The organism is Candidatus Nitrotoga sp. M5, from assembly GCF_927904885.1.
Classification (GTDB): Bacteria; Pseudomonadota; Gammaproteobacteria; order Burkholderiales; family Gallionellaceae; genus Nitrotoga.
The window spans coordinates 38,926-45,730 of sequence record NZ_CAKMNW010000009.1 but is presented as its reverse complement, the minus strand read 5'-3'; the positions used below and the strand labels follow the sequence as shown (position 1 = coordinate 45,730).

5 protein-coding genes and 2 pseudogenes are annotated in these 6,805 nt (G+C 45.3%); 3 read left to right on the top strand and 4 right to left on the bottom strand.

Annotated elements, in window-relative coordinates:
* Positions 1 to 295: 295 nt before the first annotated feature.
* Both MJ770_RS03855 and MJ770_RS03850 read right to left on the bottom strand, forming a co-directional pair.
* Positions 296 to 814 (bottom strand): dihydrofolate reductase, encoded by a 519-nt coding sequence (locus MJ770_RS03855; RefSeq protein ID WP_239250288.1) that lies wholly within the window; start codon positions 812 to 814, stop codon positions 296 to 298.
* The gene (locus MJ770_RS03850; protein WP_239250287.1) at positions 811 to 1,605 is read right to left on the bottom strand and encodes a thymidylate synthase; all 795 of its coding nucleotides are present in this window, start codon (positions 1,603 to 1,605) and stop codon (positions 811 to 813) included. Before MJ770_RS03850 ends, MJ770_RS03855 begins: the two co-directional genes overlap by 4 nt.
* 291 nt (positions 1,606 to 1,896) lie before the next feature.
* Between MJ770_RS03850 and MJ770_RS03845 the strand changes: the two are divergent.
* A pseudogene (locus tag MJ770_RS03845) lies at positions 1,897 to 2,889 on the top strand (M17 family metallopeptidase).
* Positions 2,843 to 3,028, top strand: a pseudogene (locus MJ770_RS03840) (leucyl aminopeptidase family protein); the annotation flags it as partial. The pseudogenes MJ770_RS03845 and MJ770_RS03840, both read left to right, overlap by 47 nt.
* 276 nt (positions 3,029 to 3,304) lie before the next feature.
* Here MJ770_RS03840 and MJ770_RS03835 read toward each other — a convergent pair.
* Positions 3,305 to 3,508, bottom strand: a complete 204-nt coding sequence (locus MJ770_RS03835) for a cold-shock protein (RefSeq protein WP_239187831.1) — start codon at positions 3,506 to 3,508, stop codon at positions 3,305 to 3,307.
* Between the two features lie 502 nt (positions 3,509 to 4,010).
* Entirely contained in the window at positions 4,011 to 4,496 is a 486-nt protein-coding gene (locus tag MJ770_RS03830) for an FKBP-type peptidyl-prolyl cis-trans isomerase (RefSeq protein WP_239250286.1), read from the bottom strand.
* Between the two features lie 1,082 nt (positions 4,497 to 5,578).
* Here MJ770_RS03830 and MJ770_RS03825 point away from each other — a divergent pair.
* Positions 5,579 to 6,724, top strand: coding sequence for a cupin domain-containing protein (locus MJ770_RS03825; RefSeq protein WP_239250285.1), 1,146 nt, complete (start codon positions 5,579 to 5,581; stop codon positions 6,722 to 6,724).
* The last annotated feature ends 81 nt before the right edge of the window (positions 6,725 to 6,805 follow it).

Below are 6,805 nucleotides of genomic sequence, written 5' to 3'. Positions count from 1 at the left end.
GTATTTTATAATATAATTATTCGTAATTAAAACGAATAGAATTAATTTTGCTTGACGAGGCTGGATCTTTGTTTTCTACGGAATGCTAAGGACGATGTAAGTGGCAGTAGGTGTTTTCACCATCTTGTCATGATAGTTGGCTAATTTTTTGTCGGACCATCTGAAATCTCATCCACTTTTGACCTCAAAAACCTACCGGATGCAGCCTCAAAATATAGCCAGATTTACACTGCGAACTAAAGTTTGGCGCGCCCTATTTTTGCCTTTCCCCACACTTGATTCCAGATACCACCATTTATGATTTCCTGCCATACGTAACAAAATTATATTCCAGTGCCTGGGGAGTTTCCTGCCTGCATCCCTCACGTGCCAATTCCTGCCATAGAGTTCTGTCAAACTCTGGAAAATGAGCATCGCCTGCTACGTCTTGCATGATTTCGGTAAGATAGATTGTGTCCACAAACGGCATGGCCAATGCGTAGAGTTCAGCACCGCCTACTATAAAAATTTCATCATCATCCTCACAAGCATTTATCGCATCTTCCAGCGAGTGCGCCATAACGCAGCCTTCAATATTTAATGCACTATTGCGAGTTACCACCACGCTGACCCGACCAGGCAGCGGCTTGCCAATGGAATCGAATGTCTTGCGCCCCATAATAAGATGATGCCCCATGGTGAGCGATTTAAAGTGTTTGAGGTCTGCCGGAATGCGCCATGGCAGAGTGTTGTTGATGCCAATAGTGTGATTCCGAGCCATTGCGACAATGATCGCAAGCTTGCTCTTTTTTCTTCTTCTTGCGTTATTTGTCATACAGCCACTGCGGCTTTAATCGCCGGGTATGGGTCATAACCTTCTAGCATAAAATCCTCAAACTTGTAGTCGAATATATTTTTCACCTCTGAGTTGATGTGCATAGCTGGCAGTGATCGCGGCTCACGCGTCAATTGCAACTCAGCCTGTTCCAGATGGTTGAGGTACAGATGTGCATCGCCGAGCGTATGCACCAAATCGCCTGGTTTCAAACCGCACACTTGCGCCATCATCAAAGTAAGCAAAGCGTAAGAAGCGATATTGAAAGGTACACCCAAGAAAATGTCCGCGCTACGTTGATACAGTTGACAGGAGAGTTTGCCATCAGACACATAGAACTGAAATAGGACATGGCACGGTGCGAGCGCCATTTGATCCAGCTCGCCTACGTTCCAGGCTGAAACGATCAGACGGCGTGAATCGGGATTACATTTAATCTGCTCTATAACATTTGAAATCTGGTCAATGGTGAGACCATCCTTTGCTGCCCACGACCGCCATTGTTTGCCATACACCGGACCAAGGTTGCCATCTTCGTTCGCCCATTCATCCCAAATCCTGACTTCATTTTCTTTAAGGTAGCGGATGTTGGTATCGCCATTCAAAAACCATAGCAATTCATGGATGATAGATTTCATGTGACATTTTTTGGTAGTCACCAGCGGAAAGCCATGTTCCAGATTAAAGCGCATCTGATAACCGAATACACTTACGGTGCCGGTACCGGTGCGGTCGCTCTTCTTAGTGCCATGATTTAGCACATGTTGCATCAAATATAAATACTGGCGCATATAGATTCAGGGAATAGATTGTGACTGTTTGTATAATGCCAAACAATGCAAAAAATTTATTGAGGAACAAATGCTAGCACAACTTACACTTTCCCTGACGCTGCCCAAGAATATGATTAACCCATCTGTTGGTTCTGCTACCTAAAGCCAAAACGCTACCCCGCAACTTGCCGCATAGGGACATACTTAAGACATAAGACAGTGCTAGCGCAACGCAACCTTAAGGTGAATGAGCTGACGAACACGCCAATTTCTGCCAATGCAGCTAATGGCGCGTTGATAACATGGGCGATGCTGGATTTTTCCACGGACACCTTTACCATCCAGACACAAGTGCGCAAAGCCAGGCAATTGCTTCTGGCTGAAATGTCGAAGAGCATTTCTATAGTGGTGATCGGTGAGCCTGCGCAACGCAAGCTGGCTGCAGAGCTGGCTGTATATGGTGCGTGGGTTAATGGCATCATGCTACCGGAACATAAGAAAATTGATAAACGCAAGCCTCTGCGAAAAATTGAACTATTTGGTTTTTCCGACAAGCAAGCATTGGCATCACTCAAGGCGCAAGCCGAAGGCAATATTCTATGTCGCGAACTGACTGTGCTTCCGCCTAACGAACTGACTCCAGCTTTATACCGGGCGCGGGTAAAAAAACTCGCGCAACAACATGGCTGGAAGCATATGGAGTTTGACCTTAAAGAATTGCGTAAATTGGGTGCGGGTGCTTTTGTGGCTGTGGCGCAGGGTAGCGCAGACGAAGATGCCGCCATCGTACATCTGCGCTACACTCATCCGGAAACCAAACAAACCGTTGGGTTGGTAGGAAAGGGAATTTGCTTCGATACCGGTGGGCATATCCTGCAGCCAACGCGCTATATGCATGGCATGCACGTAGCCATGAATGGGTCGGCCGTAGCGCTGGGTATCTTGCTTACAGCGTCACAGGGAAAGCTGCCAGTAAATATTGATTGATTGCTGGCAATTGCGCAAAACCACATCAGCGCCAAAGCGTACAGACAAAACGATATCGTAACAGCGCTGAACGGCACTACCATTGAAATTATTCATGCCGATGCTGAAGGTCGTATGGTACTAGCTGACACACTCACGCTGGCGGCACGTGCCAAACCAGATCTGATAATTGACTTCGCCACCCTAACCGGCAGCATAGCCATAGCCTTAGGCGCGCTACAGCGGCGTATTGGGAACTCGCGAGGAGCTGTTGCAGCGTGCGGTCAGAGTGGGAAAGCAAAGCGGCGAGCGCCTGTGCGCCTTCCCGCTGGATGACGACTTTGAAGCTGCGCTGGACTCAAAAGTTGCTGACATCAAGCAATGCACGCTGGACGGCGGGGCCGATCACATCTTAGCCACTCGCTTTCTTAAACGTTTTGTCAATGACATTCCTTGGCTACATGTGGATTTATCTGCCAGCCGTTGCGAAGGCGGCTTGGGTATAGTAGCAAGCGAAGTGACAGGATTTGACGTGGCATGGGGCGTACAGATGTTGCAACTTAGTTCATACGATAAGTCAGGCACTGTAGAAGTGCACTTGGCAAAAATGGCAATCCACTATTATTGCTGCCTGCGCAGGTGGGCTACCACAAATTCATACTATAAGAGGTCAATTCGTAGGCGTCAGTTTTCAAAACTAAAAAAAGCCCAGCACCTTCGTGCTGGGCTTTTTTGGTCCAACCAAGAACTGTTAAGGCGCTTGAATATTGGATGCTTGCTTACCTTTAGGGCCTTGAGTCACGTCAAACGTAACTTTTTGACCTTCTTGAAGAGACTTAAAGCCGCTCATGTTAATTGCTGAAAAGTGCGCGAATAAATCTTCGCTACCATCATCAGGAGTAACAAAACCAAAACCTTTTGCGTCGTTAAACCATTTTACTGTACCAGTTGCCATGTGAATTACTTCCTTAACTAAAAACGAGGAAACTCCCCCGCGAAACCATTTGAATCGAAGATTGCACATGGAAAAAACCAGTATCGCAAAAACTTTGAATCAAACGCCAGCTGTCATGTTGCACTTGTTTAGTAGATATTGTCAAGGTTATTTTCATAAGAGCCATTTGCTCTGCCTCAATTTGTCTTCAAGCCATCAGCAAAAAAGTCGGGGTTGACTAACTCGCTTTAGAAACACCGAATCCCGTTCGATATTTTGGCTGTTTGACACAGAGAACTGAAGCGAAAAATGTTAACCCTTGAACACATATCTTTCCTGTGCCTAGCTGTGACGTATCCCAACGTCATGAACATAATAGCGCACGGTGCGAATTACCGAGCTGTAACGAGGATAATCAAACTTATTCTACCGCGAAGTATCGGGCACTTTTATGAATACAATCCTTCTGCCACATCAAATAAGCAAGAGTTACAGCAACAGTATAATCTGGAAAAGTCCTGCATTAGTGGTGATGTCCACCTTCGTCATGCGTATGGCCATGCTCCAGCTCTTCGGCAGTAGCAGCACGCACATTGGTAACAACACCTGCAAAATTTAACGTTTTGCCAGCAAGAGGGTGGTTACCATCTACAGTTACTTCGGTATCGGTTACATCCACAACAGTGTAGAGCGAGTAATCGTCGTCGTCACCATCTTCTACCCCCCCCTCGAACTGCATGCCGATGGCAATTTCATCCGGAAACAAATTGCGTGGCTCAACGCGCACCAAGTCATGCTCATACTCTCCAAAAGCATCATCTGGTTCCATCGAAATTTTAATTTCAGCACCGACATCCTTACCTTGTAGTGCTTCTTCCACAGTCGGGAATATGCCGTCATAACCTCCGTGCAGGTAGCTGATGGGATCTTCCGTTTTTTCCAGCGGACTGCCGTTTGCATCAAACAATTCATAGCGCAACGATACAACAGTATCTTTTGCAATTTTCATTTTAACTCCTTATATCAGATTGAGAATTTTATCGGCATTACCGTGTGCGTGACCACTATATTAAGGTATGGCGCATACTTGCTTGCTTGACGATCACAAATGTGGAGCGTTTGATTGATATTTGTTATGTTTATTTGCATTCTCGTAATTTGGACGAAAATATTTTTGTATGCGTTGGTGTAGGCACAATGTTAATCAGCCATCGACAATCAACATAACATATTGATCTATTATGAAAATATAACTTAATCGATAAAAAACCTAATAGAAATGCGTATGGTTTTAGTCAAGCAATTGATTGTACAAACACTCAACTGTTTAAACATCCAAATTTAGTGCGAAGCGAATACGCTAAATTGAAGTATATATTAGACATTTCCAGATCACGAAATTAACAGAGCATTATAAGCCATTTCCAAGTACCTGGATCATCATGTTGAAGCAATCATCTGGGTAGATGAATGACATTCAGGGAAACAGGTCAAGGATACTGTGCGAAGTGTTATGTGCATCGAAGCGAGATTATTTTGCGGACTGCTCAAGCAACACCGACAATGGATTATCATGTCGACTCACAACTGAAACTCGACTCAAAACTGCGTGAGCATTACCGCAAGCTCATCTGTAACGTGTGCCATACCTTGCGCACGGCGAATGATATTGTGACACAACAACAAAAACGGATTGCATGCAACGAGCTGAATACTTTAATAGAACTCACCTATTCGTGCGAGAATCGAAGACAACATCTTAATTTTGAAACAGGTGCCTAGTTTAATCGCAATACAGGGAAAGGGCTGGAGCACTTCCAGTCTTACGTGATGTCAGCAATACTAGCGAGCTCTTCAAACTATTCGCCAAGCTGTCGCCACAAGATTGATAATGCGTCACAACGGGGAAATTAAAAATACCAACTATTGCGCTGGAAAAATTCGATCCAGATATGTTGAAATCGGGATGGACGAACCAAGGTGGCTTATTCGTCTACTTATAAAGAAATTAAGTGCTTGACTTATGGTGTTTGACCGAAAATATTCAGCGGGCAGCGCGAAAAATCGGGTGTTTATGAACGAGAACGAATTATGAAAACCAACTTCACCATGTTAGGTGGATTATCGGCAGAGGAGTTTTTAAGCGACTATTGGCAAAAAAAACCCTTGCTTATTCGCCAAGCATTCCCGCAATTCAATGGGTTACTTGATCGCTTGCAGTTGTTCGACTTAGCTTGCACTGAGGATGTGCAATCACGCCTCGTGACTCAACGGCACGGTCAGTGGCAAATGCAAGATGGTCCGTTTAAAGCGTCAAAGTTTGATAGCTTAGGAAAGAGTAAGTGGACTGTGCTAGTGCAAGGAGTGAATCAGCACCTGCTAACAGCAGCCGCGCTTTTAAAGAATTTTAGCTTTATTCCGCATGCACGCTTGGATGATCTGATGGTGAGCTATGCCCCCAAAGGGGGGGGGGTTGGTGCGCATTTCGATTCTTATGATGTGTTTCTGTTGCAGGGTTCTGGTCATCGTCGCTGGCAAATTTCTGCACAGCAGGATCATGCACTGGTGGAAGGCGCTCCATTGAGAATTTTACAACGCTTTCAGATGGAACAAGAGTGGGTGCTAGCACCAGGCGACATGCTCTACCTACCACCGCATTATGCTCATAACGGCATTGCCGAAAGTGATTGCATGACATATTCCATTGGCTTCCGCACCCCGAGTCATCAGGAATTGGCAGAACAGTTTCTGGTGTATTTGCAGGATCAGGTTTGCTTGGACGGTATGTACGTCGACCCGGATCTAAAAATTCAACGCCATCCCTCAGAAATAGGTACGCATATGCTACGTCAGGTTGAGCAGATCATCCGGCGGACGCAATGGACTAAATCCGACATTGCCAATTTCCTAGGTAGTTATCTAAGCGAACCTAAGCCGCATATATTTTTTGATCCACCTCCTAAACCACTTAGTCGCACTCGCTTCGAACAGAAGATACAAACCAGCGGTGTAGCGATAGCCTTGAAATCACAAATGTTGTGTCACAGTGGTAAGGTTTTCATTAATGGTATGACGCATGCCGTCGGTAAATCTGCTTATCGAGAATTACGGTCTCTCGCCGATACGCGCCAGCTTGATTCCACAGTAAACCTGTCACAGGAAACACTTGAATTGCTTTATCTATGGTACACAGACGGCTATATTGTGCCTACTACGTGTAAACACATAGACAAGTAGGCATGTTTTGAATACTCCGATGAGAAATTGAGACATTGCAACTGTCTTGACAAAGCTCAGGCTGGATGATCTGTCGGACTC